This is a genomic window from Psychrobacillus sp. FSL H8-0510 (assembly GCF_038008345.1).
GTDB classification, from domain to species: domain Bacteria; phylum Bacillota; class Bacilli; order Bacillales_A; family Planococcaceae; genus Psychrobacillus; species Psychrobacillus psychrotolerans.
Window position 1 is genome coordinate 1,256,176 of record NZ_JBBOYZ010000001.1, and the last position, 17,793, is coordinate 1,273,968.

Consider the following 17,793-nt stretch of genomic DNA (forward strand, 5'->3'; position numbering starts at 1 on the left):
AAACATATGCTCCTGCGGTTACTCGTCGCAAAGACATTATCCAAACAAAGTTTGGCCAATGTCTTCGCTGCGGGGTCTTCGCCTAACGCTTCCCGCTGGAGTCGCCACCTTGCACTACAATTAATTAATGTGCAGTACTACACAAAAGATTGGGCATAGTTTATCACTAAAATAAAAAGATTGGTCAAATTTTTAGCGATCAATTAAAATCAATTGTAATTATTTTAAATTAAAAAATGTTATCCAATAATAGATGAAGAATGCAGAAATCAATTTATATTATTTGAGAGAAAATACGACATTGTATGCAACTTTTCTTATATTAAGTGGTTATGGTTGAATGTAGCGCAGGTCGGCGACTCCAGTGGGACAGCACGAGGGAGAGACTATAGGCTCGAGCCGTGCCCACGGAAAGCGTCCGACCGGAGTGGAAATCAACGGCATATTTAAATTTTTTTTGACTAGGAGGTAATCTTAATGGAATGGTTTAATGTAGGAAAGATAGTAAATACACATGGTATTTGGGGAGAGGTTCGAGTAATCTCCACGACTGACTTTGCAGATGAACGCTACGAGGTTGGAAGTGAACTTGCTTTACATAAAGCGGATGGTTCTAAACCAATTATGGTTAAAGTAGCAAGTCATCGTAGACATAAGAACTTTGATCTATTAACTTTTGAAGGTTATTCATTGTTAAAAGATGTAGATGTATTTCGTAATGCCATTTTAAAGGTATCTGAAAAATATCTTTCAGATTTAGAAGAAAATGAGTTCTATTTTCATGAAATTATAGGCTGTACAGTAGAGTCTACGGATGGCGAAATCATTGGAACTATAACGGAAATTATTCAAACGGGTGCTAATGATGTATGGACAGTACACCCAGAACAAGGGAAAAAAGATCACTATATCCCATATATTGAGGACGTAGTCAAATCAATTGATATTGAACATAAGAAAATTACTATAGAAGTATTGGATGGTTTACTGTCATGATGAATATTCACATTCTTTCTCTTTTTCCAGAAATGTTTACTGGTGTATTTAACTCATCTATTTTGAAAAAGGCCCAAGAAAAGAATGAAGTAGAAATTAACGTAGTGAATTTTAGAGACTACTCAGGGAATAAACATCATCAAGTAGATGATTATCCTTATGGTGGTGGGGCGGGTATGGTATTAAAGCCAGAACCTATTTTTAATGCCATAGAGGCACTTCCGCCGAGTCAAGGGACAAATAGACGTATTATCCTTTTGTGTCCACAGGGAGAGCGTTTTACGCAGAAAAAAGCGGAAGAGCTTGCTATGGAACAAGAGCTTGTTTTTATTTGCGGACATTATGAAGGCTACGATGAACGAATTCGGGAATATCTAGTTACTGATGAAATTTCTATAGGGGACTTTGTATTAACAGGCGGTGAGTTAGCAGCCATGACTGTGGTAGATAGCGTGGTAAGGTTACTGCCTAATGTATTAGGAAATGCAGAATCGCATGAAAAAGATTCTTTTTCGACTGGTTTGTTAGAGCATCCCCATTATACTCGTCCGGTTGAATATCGAGGTTATAAAGTTCCAGATGTTTTAATGTCTGGAAACCATGCGGCAATTGAAAAATGGCGTAAACAACAATCTTTAAATAGAACGTTCACACGCAGACCTGATTTATTGGATCAAATAGAATTGACCTCGGAACAGGAATGTTTATTAAAAGAAATTAAAGGATAGTAATTTTATAATAATTATTGCGTCCGGTAATTAGGTGTGTTATATTTTATTATGTACTTTTATGGAAAGTACTGATTTTGGGTGTTCCGCTGCAACAGCAACTGTGTGTAAGAGCATTCTACAGAAGGAGAGAAAATGATGCAAAACATTATTTCAGAAATCACTAAAGAACAATTACGTTCAGACCTTCCTACATTCCGTCCTGGGGACACAGTTCGTGTTCACGTTAAGGTTGTAGAGGGAACTCGCGAACGTATCCAAATGTACGAAGGAGTTGTAATTAAACGTCGTGGTGGCGGAATTAGCGAAACTTTCACAGTTCGTAAAATTTCATCCGGTGTTGGTGTTGAACGTACATTCCCTGTACACACACCAAAAATTGCAAACTTAGAAGTTACTCGTCGTGGTAAAGTTCGTCGTGCTAAATTGTACTACTTACGTGACCTACGTGGTAAAGCAGCTCGTATTAAAGAACGTCGTTAATAGCAAAAGTAGATGTTGTAGCAAAAGTGGTTCCACTTTTGCTACAACATTTTTTATTTGAAGATAAGAAATTATCCAATGTAGCATGAACACCTGATTTGAAGAACATTTAAGGGTGAATAATACTACTGATTTCCGTAGAGCATATAATAGATTCATTAAAAGGGTATTTTCTTTTTGTTCATAATAAACAAATCATACAAACTCCACGAAAATTGGATATTTGTTTTTGCTTGAAAAGAGTTTTCCTTGTACAATAAAGAGAATAACCAAAGGGGGCAAGTTAATGGAACAAGCAAAAAAGCAAAAGAATGAATTATGGGAATGGTCAAAAGCTTTATTAATTGCTTTTGGACTAGCTGCGATAATTCGCTTCTTTTTATTCACACCTATCGTAGTAGACGGAGAATCAATGATGCCCACATTAGAAAATGGGGATCGTATGGTTGTTAACAAGATCGGCTATATGGTTGGTGAGCCAGATCGTTTTGACATAGTAGTATTCCATGCCCCAGAGCAAAAAAATTATATTAAACGTGTAATAGGCCTACCTGGTGATCATGTTGAGTTTATAAATGATCAATTATACGTTAATGGAAAAGAAGTAGATGAACCATATTTAGATCAATATAAAAGTGAAATAACGGACGGTACACTAACAGAGGACTTCGCTATAGAAGGGACTCCTGCCGATGTGGAGATAATCCCTGAAGGTTATATTTTTGTTATGGGTGATAATCGAAGATATAGTAAAGACAGTCGACATATTGGACTAGTCGCTATTGATGAAGTTATTGGTAATACGAATATTGTTTTTTGGCCTCTGAATGAAATTGGTTTTATAAAGTAACAGGAGGTGCACGATGACAATTCAATGGTTTCCAGGTCATATGGCCAAAGCACGAAGAGAAGTAACCGAAAACTTAAAATTAGTGGATATCGTGTTTGAATTAATAGACGCACGATTACCACTATCATCTCGAAATCCAATGATAGATGAAGTGATCCATCAAAAAACGCGATTACTTATTTTAAATAAAATGGATATGGCAGATGAAATGCAGACTAAAAAATGGATTGCTTATTTCGAGGAAAAAGGACATCCAGCAGTGGCGATTAACTCTCTAGAGGGAAAAGGACTACAAACTGTATTCAAGGCCGCAAAAGAGCTTTTAAAGCCTAAATGGGACCGTATGAGAGATAGAGGAATAAAACCTCGTGCAATTCGCGCAATGATTGTTGGAATTCCGAATGTAGGGAAGTCCACGCTGATTAACCGTTTTGCCAAGAAAAATATAGCAAGAACAGGTAATACGCCTGGTGTTACGAAAAGACAACAATGGATCAAAGTAGAAAGAGAAATTGAATTGTTAGATACACCGGGTATCTTGTGGCCAAAGTTTGAAGATCAGCAAGTTGGTTATAAGCTTGCGCTTACTGGTGCTATTAAAGATGCCGTTATTAATATGGAAGATTTAGCGGTATATGGTCTAAACTTCTTGCAGGACCACTATCCAAAGCGGATGGAAGAACGGTATCAGATTACAGAAGTAAGCAAAGATTTAGTAGAAACTTTTGATCATATTGGCAAGTTAAGAAGATGTTATAGAAATGGTACCGAAATAGATTACGATCAAGTATCAGAACTAGTTGTTCGAGATGTGCGCAATCTAAATCTAGGTAGGTTAACGTTTGATTTTGTGGAAGAATATTAATGTTACTGATACCCTTTTTGCCAAATGGTAAAAAGGGTTTTCTCGTTTCTAAAGAGTGTTAGATGGAAGTGGATTTGTTGAATTTTATACATTATTGCCGATACATAGAATAAGAGATAGAAAGCTGATGTGAATGAGATGTTAAGTATAAAAGAGATAAAAGAAAAATTAGAGCAATCTACAGGTTTAGAAACATGGATAACGGAGTTAGAGCAGGATGAACGAATTGGTGCACGCAAACTGTGGACAAGTTGGAAAAGAAAACAACAACAATTACTAGTAGAACGTCAGGCGCATGAAGAAAAAGTAGCCTTCGATAGAAGTTATTGTTCGGAGGATAAGAGTTTAGTAGCGGGAGTGGATGAAGCTGGAAGAGGTCCTTTGGCAGGTCCGGTCGTCACAGCTGCTGTAATCCTTCGAAATGATACGAAAGAATTAATAGGCCTAGATGACTCAAAACAAGTTTCTAGAACTAAACGAAATGAGCTAGCTATAGCGATTAAACAAAATGCAATTGCGTACAGCATACACTTTCAAACAGTTGAAAAAATCGATCAGTTGAATATTTATGAAGCAACGAAACAATCCATGACAGAAGCTGTTTTAAACTTAGAAGAAAAACCGAATGTCGTATTAGTAGATGCGATGAAATTGCCTATTGACATCGAAACGCATTCTATTATAAAAGGGGATGCAAAAAGCTTGGCAATTGCAGCAGCATCTATTTTAGCTAAAACCGCTCGAGACGAATACATGGATCAGTTACATGAGCAATTTCCGATGTATTTATTTAACAAACATGCAGGCTATGGTACAAAGTTACATGTCGAAATGATAGAGAAATATGGTCCTACCCAGCACCATCGAAAATCATTTGAGCCGATTAAATCAATATTAAGAATGAGGTGATTACGTGACTTCCACATCTTTTTCAATTACTCAATCATCAGCAGCTTCCGGGATAACTTCTTCTTTACAAGCACCTATGAAGGAAGGGCAAGTAGTTCATGGAACGATTAAAAAATTGTATCCAAACCAAACTGCCGAAGTACAAATTGGCAATCAAAAAGTAATAGCAAAATTAGAGACTCCACTAAAAGCTGGGGATTCTCATTTTTTTCAAGTAGAGAAATCAGCACCTGAATTACAACTAAAGGTAGTTACAGGGCCTCTCACACAAGGAAATACGTTAGCACAACAAGGCCAACAATTATTACAAGCAATGAACTTACCAAAAACAACTGAAATGCAAGCAGCTGTGCAGTTTTTTATAAAACAACAATTACCGGTTTCTAAAGATACATTAGTACAAGTAGAACAATTATTAAAACAAATGCCAAAAGATGTAACGTTAAAAGGTGCCCTCGAGGCTATCCAAAAAATAGTCGATATGAAACTGCCTTTAACTTTTACTATGCTCCAGACAGTAGTGAGCGGGAAATCTACGGATGGAATGCATAATATTCTTCAAAATCTACAAACCCAATTACAGCAGGATCAAACAGTTATGCCAGGTTTAAAAAATAATATCCTACAAAACATACAAAAGTTAGCAGAGCCATTTAATGGCCCAGTTGCTGGAGCGATACTAGGTAAGCAGATAGAAAATCTTCAAAACCAACAATCCCCTCTATCATCACGCTTACCAATTCTACAAACGTTAAAGGAATCCAATGTGCTGCCAGCTACTGCGAGCCTTTTGAATCCAACCCCGATTACTGGTCAGCCGGCAATTGCAAATTCAGCTGGAGAATTGTTATTAAAACTTGAACAAGCCTCTCCTACAGACAAGGGGCAAGTGTTAGAACAAGTTCGTAGTTGGGTTAGTCAACAGTCTTCATTAACGACCACCCAAAAGAATGAAGTGATAGATTTACTGAAAAATAATAGTCAACCTAATCAACTTCAGCTAGTGAATAATGCATTGACAAAAGTATTTGCCGAGCAAAGTCAGCAAGCAATTTTTACAAAAGATTTAAATGGGTTAACTCCCAAGGACCACTTGGTGTCGTTATTAGGGAAAGGCATCACGGAAGACGCTATAACTCAACATTTACAAAATGTAACGAATATAAGTAGAAACCCTGCCAACAGTAATATACTTACTCAAACGGTCATTCAAGCAGAGCAACAAGTTATGCAACAATTAGATGGAAAAGCATTTGAGCACGCTATAAAAGATGTCTTACGATCTCTAGGATTCGGTTATGAAGCAAAATTAGGAAATAATAGCGAGGAAATAAGACAACTAGCTTCTCAATTAAAGCCACAAATTGTGGAGTTAATGCAAAACCAGACCATTTCTACTGCATTGAGAGATAGTGCAGAAACAGTGCTTGCACGCATGAATGGATTACAAATATTATCCAATGAAAATGGGCCGCAACATCAGTTGCTGATGCAAGTTCCTTTAGAGTTTCTAGGTAAAAAAATGGATGCTACACTTGAGTGGAATGGTCGGATGAAAGAAGACGGTAAAATCGACTCCGATTTTGCTAGGATTATGTTTTATTTGCAGCTAGATACTTTAAAAGAAACTGTTGTAGATATGCAAGTGCAAAATAGAGTCGTTTCGATTACTTTATATAACAATGACAAGGATTTAGTTCCAGTTGTAGATAAATTTAAAGAAATATTAAAGCAAGGGTTATCATCGGTAGGATATCAACTCTCGGGAGTATTCGTAAAAAGCTTTGAGGAACAAAAAATCACATCGGCTTTGATGGCAAAATCAAAGGCGCTTGATGCACAAGGAGTAGACATTCGTATATGAAAGATGAAAGGTATGCTCGAAAAGAAGCTGTAGCAATAACGTATAATCCCAATCTTAATGATGCACCGAAGATAGTAGCAAAAGGAAAGGGTAAAATAGCAGAAAATATTTTAGCGAGAGCCGAAGAATTTAATGTTCCCGTACAAGAGGATGCAAGTTTAGTAGAACTTCTCGGACAATTGGATATAAACCAATCGATTCCAGAGGAGTTATATCAGGCGGTAGCAGAGGTCTTTGCTTATATTTACAAAATAGATAAAGAAAAAGGAAATGCTATAAGATCTTCTGACGCATAGTCTGAATATTCGTCGTATTACGCAAATGCTATACTTTTGTGGACAAAATGTGACACTTTTAATACAATTAGAAGGGTAGTAAATTACTTGACATAAGTTTGATTGGAGGATGTAAGATGAATATCCATGAATATCAAGGAAAACAACTCCTTAGACAATATGGTGTAGCAGTTTCTAACGGGATTGTAGCTTTCTCACCTGAAGAGGCAGTTAAAGCGGCAAAAGAATTAGGAACAAGCGTTATCGTTGTTAAAGCTCAAATTCACGCAGGTGGTCGTGGTAAAGCTGGTGGAGTTAAAATCGCTAAAAATTTAGATGAGGTACGTGAATACGCGAAGGAATTATTAGGTAAAGTACTTGTTACTCACCAAACTGGTCCTGAAGGTAAAGAAATTAAACGCTTACTTATCGAAGAAGGAAGCGACATCAAGAAAGAATATTATGTGGGTCTAGTTTTAGACCGTTCAACTTCACGTGTAACATTAATGGGCTCTGAAGAGGGCGGCATGGACATTGAAGAAGTGGCTGCAAATTCTCCTGAAAAACTTTTCTATGAAGAAATTGATCCAGTTGTAGGATTAACAGGCTTCCAAGCACGCCGTATGGCATTTAATATGAACATTCCTGCTAAACTTGTGAACAAAGCAGCTAAATTTATGCTTGGTTTATATCAAGTTTATAAAGAAAAAGATGCTTCAATCGTTGAAATTAACCCATTAGTAGTAACTGCTGATGGCGATGTTTTAGCACTAGATGCAAAATTCAACTTCGATGGAAATGCTCTATATCGTCATCAAGACATTTTAGAGATGCGCGACTATGATGAAGAGGATCCAAAAGAAATTGAAGCTTCAAAATATGACCTAAGCTATATCTCTTTAGATGGAAATATCGGTTGTATGGTTAATGGTGCAGGACTAGCTATGGCAACAATGGATACGATTAGCTATTACGGCGGATCACCCGCAAACTTCCTTGACGTTGGGGGCGGCGCGACTGCTGAAAAAGTTACAGAAGCATTCAAAATCATCCTTTCTGATAAAAATGTAAAAGGTATTTTTGTTAATATCTTCGGTGGAATTATGAAGTGTGATATTATCGCTGAAGGTGTTATTATTGCAGCGAAAGAATTAGGATTAGTAGTTCCACTTGTCGTTCGTTTAGAAGGAACTAACGTAGAATTAGGTAAAAAATTATTGAATGAATCGGGCTTAAATATCGTTGCTGCAGATTCAATGGCAGACGGCGCTCAAAAAATCGTTAATCTTGTAGGATAAGAAAGGCAGGGACAAAAAGTGAGCATATATATTAATAAAGATACTAAAGTAATTGTACAAGGAATTACGGGCTCAACTGCTCTTTTCCATACAAAGCAAATGTTAGAATATGGAACTAAAATCGTTGCTGGGGTTACACCTGGTAAAGGTGGAACAGAAGTAGAAGGAGTACCAGTTTTCAATACAGTTGAAGATGCTGTTAAAGCTACTGGCGCTAATGTTTCAGTAATTTATGTTCCAGCACCATTTGCTGCAGATGCGATTTTAGAGGCTGTTGATGCTGATTTAGATATGACTATTTGTATTACTGAACATATCCCAGTGCTAGACATGGTTAACGTTAGACGTTACATGGAAGGTAAGAAAACTCGTCTAGTTGGACCAAACTGTCCAGGTGTTATTACTGCAGATGAATGTAAAATTGGTATTATGCCAGGATACATCAACACTAAAGGTCATGTAGGAGTAGTATCTCGTTCAGGAACACTGACTTATGAGGCTGTTCTACAGTTAACTGATGCAGGTATTGGCCAATCTACATCTGTAGGTATTGGTGGAGATCCGGTCAACGGAACAAACTTCATCGATGTTCTAAAAGAATTCAACGATGACCCTGACACATATGCAGCAGTAATGATTGGGGAAATTGGTGGAACTGCAGAGGAAGAAGCAGCTGCATGGATTAAAGAAAATATGACAAAACCTGTCATTGGATTCATCGGTGGACAAACTGCACCTGAAGGCAAACGTATGGGTCATGCTGGAGCTATTATTTCTGGTGGACAAGGTACTGCAGAAGGAAAAATCAAAGCAATGGAAGCAGCTGGTATGAAAGTTGCAGCAACTCCATCTGTTATTGGTGCAACTTTAATCGAAGCGATTAAAGAAGCGGGTATATACGATTCTTGTAAAACACATTAATAAAGAGGTACGGCGCATCGGATGGTGCTGCCGTATTTTTTAAAATTAATATAACTGATTATTCGGTGATCTAAAGGCTGACTCTAGTGAGGATTCCCTTGAGCAACTTCAGAGTTCCGGAAATAGTATCAAACTTATATATTTCAGGGCTTTTAGCGTATGTAGAATACCTTAAAAGTGTCGTATTATCCGGTACAACACAAAGTTTTAAACCTGCAATAACTTATAAATCAGGCGCTCCCGCTTGTCAAAAAAAGGAGGAAACCAATGGGTAAGAGTCCGTTTATTAACCGCTTTTTAGCTTTACATTATGTGTTTCCAGTACCATTAAATAAGCTATTTCCTCTATTAGAATATGATCCAGAACTAGAGAAATTTGAAAAAATTCCCCCGCAAAAATTGGCGAAATTATGTAAAATATCCCTCGAACGTGCTATTAAACTCCAAAAAATATTCCTAGAATTTGTCGAAATTCCAATGCTGCAAATGTATAAAAAACACTCGATTATCCCCATTCTATTTTCTGATCCCAACTATCCTAAAAGTCTATTAGATTTGTATGACCCTCCTGCAGTAATATATTTAAAAGGTAAGACAGAACTACTTACGAACTCTAAGAAACTAGCAATTATTGGTTCGAGAAAAGCAACAGATTATTCGGCCGAAAGTATTAAGGCAATACTTCCTCCTTTAATACAAGAAAAGTATGTGATTATTAGTGGTCTTGCAAAGGGGGCAGACACATTAGCCCATCAAATAACTATGAGTTTAGGTGGAAAAACGATTGCAGTACTAGGAACAGGTTTCTTTCACGTTTATCCTAAACAAAATCTTAAGTTAGCTACCGATATGGAGAAAAGTCAGTTGTTATTAACAGAGTATCCTCCGTATATAACTCCACAAAAGTGGAATTTCCCTATGAGAAATCGAATTATAAGTGGACTCTCCCAAGGCGTAGTTATCACAGAAGCAACAGAAAAGAGTGGTACAGTTTCTACTATGGAACATGCTTTAGAAAATGGTAAGGAGATTTTTGCTATCCCGGGATCTATCCTTTCTCCGCTATCTCTAGGACCGCATTTGCTTATATTGGAAGGTGCGAAACCTGTGTGGAATGGACATCAAATACTGGAAGAGTTAAATAAATAAAAAAACAAAAAAATGAAAAGTCTTGCTTTTATAAGAAAACTGTTATACATTTTGCAACAGGTATTTGTTTTGTAGATTAAAGCGAGTTACCTTCTATAAGGAGGGAAATTTATGTCGGATTATTTAGTAATTGTAGAATCACCAGCAAAGGCAAAAACAATAGAAAAATATCTTGGGAAAAAATATAAAGTCAAAGCATCGATTGGTCACGTTCGTGATCTCCCTAGAAGTCAAATGGGTGTAAATACAGAAAATAATTACGAACCAAAGTATATTACAATTAGGGGTAAAGGCCCAGTACTACAAGAATTAAAAACAGCAGCCAAAAAAGCGAAGAAAATTTATCTCGCGGCTGACCCCGACAGAGAAGGGGAAGCAATTGCATGGCACTTAGCTAACTCATTAAACGTTGATATTGAATCAGATTGTCGAGTAGTATTCAATGAAATTACAAAAGAAGCAATCCTCGAATCGTTTAAACATCCTAGACCAATAAATATGGATTTAGTAGATTCCCAGCAAGCAAGAAGAATTTTGGATCGACTTGTAGGTTACAATATAAGTCCTATCTTATGGAAAAAAGTAAAAAAAGGCCTTTCAGCTGGCCGAGTTCAATCTGTAGCTCTTCGTTTAATCATTGACCGGGAAAATGAAATTAATAGTTTCACGCCGGAAGAGTACTGGACGATTGAAGGACAATTTGACAAGAATAAGAAAGCCTTCGATGCACTTTATTATGGAAGTGAGAAAGAAAAGAGAAAACTTTCAAATGAAGAAGAAGTAAAAGAAGTACTGAAGTCGATGAAGGGCAAAAAGTTTGAAGTTGCCAATGTCGTTAAAAAAGAACGGAAACGAAATCCAGCCCTTTCTTTTACTACATCATCCCTTCAACAAGAAGCCGCAAGAAAATTAAACTTCCGAGCTAGAAAAACAATGATGTTAGCACAGCAACTGTATGAGGGAATCGACCTAGGGAAAAAACAAGGAACGGTCGGCTTGATTACTTATATGCGTACTGATTCTACAAGAATCTCGGATAGTGCAAAAGCAGAAGCTCAAGAATATATAAAAAACGAATTTGGATCTGAATATATTTCTACAAAAAAAGTAGAAAAGCAATCGAAAAAAGCACAAGATGCCCACGAAGCTGTTCGACCAACAAGTGTACTTAGAACGCCAAGTGAACTAAAAGCGATTCTATCGCGTGACCAACTAAAGTTATACAAACTAATATGGGAACGTTTTATAGCTAGCCAAATGGAATCTGCTATACTAGATACAGTGGCTGTTGACCTTAAAAATGGGGAAGTTTACTTTAGAGCAAATGGCTCCCAAGTTAAATTCCCAGGATTTATGAAAGTGTATGTGGAAGGTTCAGATGATCAAACCGACGATAAAGACAAGCTATTACCAGTTTTAGAAATCGGAGATAAAGTTAACGCATTGGCTATTGATCCGAAACAACATTTTACTCAACCTCCTCCAAGATACTCAGAGGCAAGACTTGTAAAAACATTAGAAGAATTAGGGATAGGTAGACCGTCTACTTATGCTCCAACATTAGATACGATTCAAAAACGTGGTTACGTTGCATTAGAGACGAAGCGTTTTGTTCCTACTGAACTTGGAACAATCGTCCATCAGCTAGTATTTGAATTCTTCCCGGAAATTTTGGATATTGAGTTCACTGCCCAGATGGAAAGAGATTTAGATAGTGTAGAAGAGGGACAAGTAAAATGGGTCGAAGTTATTGATGGCTTCTATCAAGATTTTGAGAAGCGTGTCGTGTATGCTGACGCTGAGATGGAGAAAATTGTTATTAAAGATGAACCAACAGGAGAAGATTGTGAAAACTGTGGTTCACCAATGGTATATAAATTAGGGCGTTATGGTAAATTTATGGCTTGCAGTAACTTCCCAGAATGTCGTAATACAAAAGCAATCATCAAAGAGATAGGGGTCCCATGTAAAGCATGTGGGGAAGGCCAGATTGTGGAAAGAAAAAGTAAAACAAAACGTTTGTTTTATGGCTGTAACCAATATCCAACTTGTGAATTTGTTTCTTGGGACAAGCCGATAAGTCGACCATGTCCGAAATGTAACGAAATGTTAGTGGAAAAGAAATTGAAAAAAGGTATACAAATACAATGTGTTGCGTGTGATTATAAAGAAGATCCGCAAAGTTAGAAAGAAGGATACGACATGACTGAAATAGTAAACGTTATTGGTGCAGGATTAGCAGGAAGTGAGGCAGCGTGGCAAATTGCAAAAAGAGGTATAAAAGTACGTCTTTACGAAATGCGCCCTGTTAAACAAACTCCTGCGCATCATACGGACAAATTTGCTGAACTGGTATGCTCCAATTCGCTTAGAGCTAACAACTTAACTAATGCTGTAGGCGTTATTAAAGAAGAAATGCGTATGTTGGACTCTATTATTATACAATCTGCAGATAACAGTAGTGTACCTGCAGGAGGTGCTCTTGCTGTGGACAGACATGATTTCTCGGGTAGAGTTACAGATGCTATACGTAATCATCCGCTAATCGAAATTGTCAATGAGGAAGTAACAGAAATTCCAGAAGGTATAACGGTAATAGCAACCGGTCCATTAACTTCTCCAGCTCTTGCTGAAAAAGTGAAAGACATGACTGGCCAAGACTACTTGTATTTCTATGATGCAGCTGCTCCTATCGTTGAAAAGGATAGTATAGATATGGATAAAGTGTATCTAAAATCGAGATATGATAAAGGCGAAGCTGCATATCTCAATTGTCCAATGACGGAGGACGAATTTAATCGTTTTTATGATGCACTAATAGCTGCGGAAGTTGTGCCTTTAAAGGAGTTTGAAAAAGAAATTTTCTTTGAAGGCTGTATGCCAGTAGAAGTGATGGCAGCACGTGGGAGAAAGACATTATTATTTGGTCCGATGAAGCCTGTAGGTTTAGAAGATCCTAAAACTGGTCAACGTCCTTATGCAGTAGTTCAGCTTCGTCAAGATGACGGTGCAGGAACACTTTACAATATTGTTGGTTTCCAAACACACTTGAAATGGGGACCACAAAAAGAAGTACTGAAGTTAATACCTGGTCTTGAAAACGTAGAGATAGTACGTTATGGAGTTATGCATCGTAATACGTTCATTAATTCGCCATATGTTCTAAAACCAACTTATCAGTTAAAAGCAAATAACCAAATTTTCTTTGCTGGTCAAATGACGGGTGTAGAAGGTTATGTGGAGTCAGCTGGTAGTGGGTTATTGGCCGGGATAAATGCAGCTAAGCTTGCAAAAGGGGAAGAATTAGTCGTATTTCCACCTGAAACAGCGCTTGGAAGTATGGCGAGATATATTACTGAAGCGAACCCGAGAAACTTCCAACCTATGAATATCAACTTTGGTTTATTCCCTGAATTACAGCCGAAAGTTAGAGATAAAAAGGTGAAAGTAGAACAATTGGCAAATCGAGCGTTGACGACAATTCGAAATTTTATGAAAAAGACTGCGTTATAATTGCTAAAAGCCTCTTAAAAGTTGTATACTTTTAGAGGCTTTTACAATGGTTTATACTGGAGTTGATAATCATTATTGGATTTGAAGAACTTCATGCATTTATACAATACATACAATTAGAAAAAAATTATTCCGTTCATACAGTTCAGGAGTATGAAAAAGATATAAAGCAGTTTTTATCTTTTTTAAACAATGAAGGTGTTACGGATCTAAATGAAGTTGAGTATATTCACGCAAGGTTGTATGTAACAAAGTTATATGATGAAAAGTTAGCGAGAACCTCTATATCGAGAAAGATATCCTCCATTCGCTCTTATTATAAATTCCTACACAAAGAATATAATGTTCGAGATGATGCGTTTCAATCTTTGTTTCATCCTAAAAGAGAAAAAAAACTTCCTCATTTCTTTTATGAAGAAGAAATGGTGCAATTGTTTGAGGGAAATAAGGGAACAGATTCTCTGTCTGTACGAAATATTGCTATATTAGAACTATTATACGCGACGGGGATACGAGTGAGTGAACTTACATCGATTGAACTGCGTCATATAGATAGTAGCTATGGAGTCGTGCGAGTGATGGGTAAAGGAAGAAAAGAACGATATGTCCCGGTCGGTGATTTTGCTTTAGCAGCGATAGATGATTATTTACAAAATAGTCGACCAAAACTGATGAAGAAAACCTCCCATACATTTTTATTCGTCAATAGTCGAGGAGAGCATTTAACGACAGATGGCGTAAGATATATTTTGAACCAAATGTTGAAAAAAGCCTCGATGAACTCAACTATTTATCCACATATGCTAAGACATACATTCGCTACACATTTATTAAATAATGGTGCTGATCTTAGGAGTGTGCAAGAGCTATTAGGACATTCCAGCTTATCTTCCACACAGATATATACACATGTAACAAAAGAGCATTTACGTAAAACTTATATGAATGCGCATCCGCGTGCGTAAATATTGGAGGTAATTTTAAATGGGTAATATTCATGCAACCACGATATTTGCAGTTAGTCACAATGGTAGCCAAGCAATGGCCGGAGATGGTCAAGTGACATTAGGTAACCAAGTAGTGATGAAACACACTGCGAAAAAAGTAAGAAGGCTTTTTAATGGTCAAGTTGTAGCAGGTTTTGCTGGCTCCGTAGCAGATGCTTTTACACTTTTTGAAATGTTTGAAGGTAAGCTATTAGAATATAACGGCAATTTACAAAGAGCAGCAGTTGAACTTGCTAAACAATGGCGAGGAGATAAAATGCTTCGTCAATTAGAGGCAATGCTTCTAGTGATGGATAAAAATAGTTTGTTACTTGTCTCTGGAACTGGAGAGGTAATCGAACCAGATGATGGTATTTTAGCTATCGGTTCTGGTGGGAACTATGCATTAGCTGCTGGGAGAGCATTAAAGCAGTTTGCAGGTGAGAATATGACGGCAGAAGAAATTGCTAAAGCGGCTCTAACTACTGCTGCAGACATATGTGTTTTTACAAACCATCAAATTATTGTGGAGGTATTAGGTGAATGAAAGAAGCTAACTTAACCCCAAAACAAATTACAGAGCATTTAAATAAATACATTGTTGGACAGGAAGCTGCTAAAAAAGCAGTAGCCGTTGCACTACGAAATCGTTATCGTCGACAATTATTAGACGATGAGATGAAAAATGAAGTGATTCCGAAGAATATTCTAATGATTGGACCTACCGGAGTCGGTAAAACAGAAATCGCTAGAAGAATTGCTAAGTTAACGAAGGCTCCATTTATCAAAGTAGAAGCGACCAAATTTACTGAAGTAGGCTACGTCGGTAGAGATGTGGAATCTATGGTAAGAGATTTAGTGGAAGCAGCTATTCGAATTGTTCGAGAAGAAAAGATGGAAGAAGTGAAAGACCAAGCTATTCGATTGGCGAACGACGCGATTGTTAAGTTACTTGTACCTTCTTTGAAGAAAAAGAACGCAAATTCCAATCCATTTGAAGCGTTATTTGGAGGGAAGGAAGAAGATACTACAGATGTAGAAGATACAGATGTACGTTTAAAACGTTCGCAAATTGCCGAAGATTTAAGAGATGGTAAATTGGAGGATGAGTTTATTACTGTGGAGGTTGTTGAACAAACTCCGTCTTTATTTGATGCTCTACAACCAGGTGGTATGGAGAGTATGGGCATGAATATGCAGGATGCCTTATCAAATCTTATGCCGAAGAAAAAGAAAAAGCGTAAAATGAAAGTAAAAGATGCCCGAAAAGTATTAATGCAAGAAGAAGCGAACAAACTAATAGACAAAGATGAACTTGCTCAAATAGCTATAGAAAAGACAGAACAAACAGGGATCATTTTTATTGATGAAATGGACAAAATAGCAAGTAAAAATAGTGGAGGATCTTCTGCGGATGTTTCGCGTGAAGGTGTTCAACGGGATATTCTACCAATAGTAGAAGGATCTACAGTTACCACAAAATATGGTGCAGTTAAAACGGACTATATTTTGTTTATAGCAGCAGGAGCTTTCCATATGGCTAAGCCGTCTGACTTAATCCCTGAATTACAAGGTCGTTTCCCAATTCGTGTAGAATTAGAAAAATTGACAAAAGATGATTTTGTCCGTATTTTAAAAGAACCGCGCCAATCACTTATTAAACAATATGAAGCTCTGTTGGAAACCGAAGGAGTAACTATTACGTTTTCAGAAGAAGCTATTGAAAGAATTGGTGAGATTGCGTATGAAGTCAATCAGGAGACCGATAATATAGGAGCGAGACGTCTTCACACTATTTTAGAGAAGATTTTAGAAGAGCTTTCTTTTGAAGCATCTGACATTTCTCCTGCTCATATACAGATTACTCCTGCATATATTGACGGCAAACTTGACAATATTGTGAAAAATAGAGATTTATCTCAATTTATATTGTAAAATCAAATCGTATTAGTATCTAAAACAATTAAAAACCTTTAGAATATTAAAATAAATAGGAAAATTAAATGGAGGATTCAATTCATGAATTTATTAACGAAAACAAGAAAGATTAACTCAATGTTACAAGCTTCTGCTGGTAAGCCAGTAAACTTTAAGGAAATGGCTGCTACTTTAAGCGAAGTAATTGAAAGTAATGCTTTCATCGTATCTAGAAAAGGAAAATTATTAGGTTTTGAAGTTTATCAACAAATTGAAAACGAACGTATTATTAAAATGATGGAAGAGCGTCAATTCCCTGAGAAATATACAAAAAACCTTTTTCATGTGGATGAAACATCATCGAATTTAGATGTATACAGTGAGCACTCGGTATTCCCTGAAGAAAACCGCGAACTATTTAAAGATGGTCTAACTACCATTGTTCCAATCATCGGTGGTGGAGAGCGTTTAGGTACACTAATCTTAGGTCGTCTGAAACAAGAATTTGAAGACGATGATTTGATCCTTGGTGAATACGGTGCAACAGTAGTTGGAATGGAAATCTTACGTGAAAAATCAGAAGAAATTGAAGAAGAAGCTCGTAGTAAAGCAATTGTACAAATGGCTATCAACTCACTATCTTACAGTGAACTAGAAGCAATTGAACATATATTTGAAGAGTTAGATGGCAGTGAAGGTCTATTAGTAGCATCTAAAATAGCTGATCGTGTTGGAATAACAAGATCTGTTATCGTTAATGCACTTCGTAAACTAGAAAGTGCTGGAGTTATTGAATCAAGATCACTTGGGATGAAAGGAACATATATCAAAGTATTAAATGATAAGTTTCTTGCAGAATTAGCTCAGCTTAAAATGAAATAATTTTTAAAACACTTTTCCTCATCATGAGGAAAGGTGTTTTTTTTATGGGAAGATAATCGCAAATACAAATAGTTGTTTTTTACTATTTTGATGATAGAAACCTATACCATGACCAGAATTGACACATAATGTCGATGTTTATCAAATAAAAAGGAAA

17 protein-coding genes are annotated in these 17,793 nt (G+C 36.8%); all 17 read left to right on the forward strand.

Going from position 1 to position 17,793, the window contains the following annotated elements; all coding sequences use genetic code 11:
• Window positions 1-477 precede the first annotated feature (477 nt).
• Window positions 478-996: a ribosome maturation factor RimM gene (rimM, locus tag MHI40_RS06030; RefSeq protein WP_093535192.1), complete on the forward strand. Its 519-nt coding sequence runs from the start codon at window positions 478-480 to the stop codon at window positions 994-996.
• Entirely contained in the window at window positions 996-1,724 is a 729-nt protein-coding gene (gene trmD / locus MHI40_RS06035; protein WP_340764403.1) for a tRNA (guanosine(37)-N1)-methyltransferase TrmD, read from the forward strand. Before rimM ends, trmD begins: the two co-directional genes overlap by 1 nt.
• 138 nt (window positions 1,725-1,862) lie before the next feature.
• Window positions 1,863-2,207, forward strand: coding sequence for a 50S ribosomal protein L19 (gene rplS / locus MHI40_RS06040; RefSeq protein ID WP_093535190.1), 345 nt, complete (start codon window positions 1,863-1,865; stop codon window positions 2,205-2,207).
• 286 nt (window positions 2,208-2,493) lie between these two features.
• Window positions 2,494-3,057 carry a signal peptidase I gene (gene lepB / locus MHI40_RS06045; protein WP_340761908.1) on the forward strand — a complete coding sequence of 188 codons (564 nt, stop codon included), beginning with the start codon at window positions 2,494-2,496 and terminating at the stop codon, window positions 3,055-3,057.
• Window positions 3,058-3,070: 13 nt separating this feature from the next.
• Entirely contained in the window at window positions 3,071-3,922 is an 852-nt protein-coding gene (ylqF, locus tag MHI40_RS06050) for a ribosome biogenesis GTPase YlqF (RefSeq protein ID WP_340761909.1), read from the forward strand.
• Between the two features lie 138 nt (window positions 3,923-4,060).
• A complete protein-coding gene (locus MHI40_RS06055; protein WP_093535731.1) occupies window positions 4,061-4,831 on the forward strand; it encodes a ribonuclease HII in 771 nt (256 codons plus the stop codon).
• 4 nt (window positions 4,832-4,835) lie between these two features.
• On the forward strand, window positions 4,836-6,695 hold the full coding sequence (locus MHI40_RS06060) for a hypothetical protein (RefSeq protein WP_340761910.1): 1,860 nt from the start codon (window positions 4,836-4,838) through the stop codon (window positions 6,693-6,695).
• Window positions 6,692-6,991, forward strand: coding sequence for an EscU/YscU/HrcU family type III secretion system export apparatus switch protein (locus tag MHI40_RS06065; RefSeq protein ID WP_340761911.1), 300 nt, complete (start codon window positions 6,692-6,694; stop codon window positions 6,989-6,991). Before MHI40_RS06060 ends, MHI40_RS06065 begins: the two co-directional genes overlap by 4 nt.
• Before the next feature lie 116 nt (window positions 6,992-7,107).
• Complete coding sequence (gene sucC / locus MHI40_RS06070) at window positions 7,108-8,268, forward strand: ADP-forming succinate--CoA ligase subunit beta (protein ID WP_093535180.1); 1,161 nt, start codon at window positions 7,108-7,110, stop codon at window positions 8,266-8,268.
• 18 nt (window positions 8,269-8,286) lie between these two features.
• Entirely contained in the window at window positions 8,287-9,189 is a 903-nt protein-coding gene (gene sucD, locus MHI40_RS06075) for a succinate--CoA ligase subunit alpha (protein WP_093535178.1), read from the forward strand.
• 267 nt (window positions 9,190-9,456) lie between these two features.
• Complete coding sequence (gene dprA, locus MHI40_RS06080; RefSeq protein ID WP_340761913.1) at window positions 9,457-10,338, forward strand: DNA-processing protein DprA; 882 nt, start codon at window positions 9,457-9,459, stop codon at window positions 10,336-10,338.
• 111 nt (window positions 10,339-10,449) lie between these two features.
• Window positions 10,450-12,525 carry a type I DNA topoisomerase gene (gene topA / locus MHI40_RS06085; RefSeq protein ID WP_340761914.1) on the forward strand — a complete coding sequence of 692 codons (2,076 nt, stop codon included), beginning with the start codon at window positions 10,450-10,452 and terminating at the stop codon, window positions 12,523-12,525.
• Between the two features lie 15 nt (window positions 12,526-12,540).
• Window positions 12,541-13,851, forward strand: coding sequence for an FADH(2)-oxidizing methylenetetrahydrofolate--tRNA-(uracil(54)-C(5))-methyltransferase TrmFO (trmFO, locus tag MHI40_RS06090; RefSeq protein WP_340761915.1), 1,311 nt, complete (start codon window positions 12,541-12,543; stop codon window positions 13,849-13,851).
• Window positions 13,852-13,916: 65 nt separating this feature from the next.
• Complete coding sequence (xerC, locus tag MHI40_RS06095) at window positions 13,917-14,816, forward strand: tyrosine recombinase XerC (protein WP_340764406.1); 900 nt, start codon at window positions 13,917-13,919, stop codon at window positions 14,814-14,816.
• 19 nt (window positions 14,817-14,835) lie between these two features.
• Window positions 14,836-15,384: an ATP-dependent protease subunit HslV gene (gene hslV / locus MHI40_RS06100; RefSeq protein ID WP_093535170.1), complete on the forward strand. Its 549-nt coding sequence runs from the start codon at window positions 14,836-14,838 to the stop codon at window positions 15,382-15,384.
• Complete coding sequence (gene hslU / locus MHI40_RS06105) at window positions 15,381-16,772, forward strand: HslU--HslV peptidase ATPase subunit (protein ID WP_340761916.1); 1,392 nt, start codon at window positions 15,381-15,383, stop codon at window positions 16,770-16,772. Before hslV ends, hslU begins: the two co-directional genes overlap by 4 nt.
• A gap of 84 nt (window positions 16,773-16,856) precedes the next feature.
• Complete coding sequence (gene codY / locus MHI40_RS06110; RefSeq protein WP_093535166.1) at window positions 16,857-17,636, forward strand: GTP-sensing pleiotropic transcriptional regulator CodY; 780 nt, start codon at window positions 16,857-16,859, stop codon at window positions 17,634-17,636.
• Window positions 17,637-17,793: the final 157 nt, after the last annotated feature.